Below are 628 nucleotides of genomic sequence, written 5' to 3' on the forward strand. Positions count from 1 at the left end.
TTTGCCTAACGAGCTTGATTCTGATAAAGGGAGGCTTTCTAAGGCCTTTCGATCAAGCTTGTTGTTAAGGGTGCGTGGTAACTCCCCGAGTGCTTCAAGGTGCTGCGGCACCATGTAAGGGGGCAATTGCTGTCGCAGGTGCTCACGAAGTTCACTGAGACTAATCGGGCTATTCTTCCATACAACATAAGCGATGAGCCGCGTATCGCCGGCACGGACTTCTCGTACGCTTAAGGCGCAGTCGTCAATGGCGTCGTGTTGGCGCATAAGCGTCTCAATTTCACCCAGTTCTATTCGGTAGCCGCGTACTTTGACTTGCTGATCCAGTCGTCCCATATACGTAAGGGTGCCGTCGTGGGTGTAGCGTACTTTATCACCGGTGCGATAGAGTTGGCCGTCTCCAAAGGGGTTTGGAATAAAGACCTTCCGGGTTAATTCGTCACGATTGTTATAGCCTAAGGTCAAACCGTCACCACCGATGTATAGTTCGCCAGCGATGCCGTTAGGGACAGGGCGCAGCTGCTCATCCAGCACATATAACTGAGTGTTGGCGATAGGTAAGCCCAATCCAGGCGGTGTTTGGGTTTGTGTAATCTGGGCACAGCTAGACCAAACGGTGGTTTCAGTT

Annotated in this window: 1 protein-coding gene; it reads right to left on the bottom strand. The window is 51.8% G+C overall.

Features of this window, described 5'->3' with window-relative positions:
* Window positions 1-628, bottom strand: a 628-nt coding sequence (locus A3735_RS11260) for an AMP-binding protein (RefSeq protein ID WP_156499627.1), incomplete at both ends; no start/stop codon positions are given.

The organism is Oleiphilus sp. HI0061 (assembly GCF_001635675.1).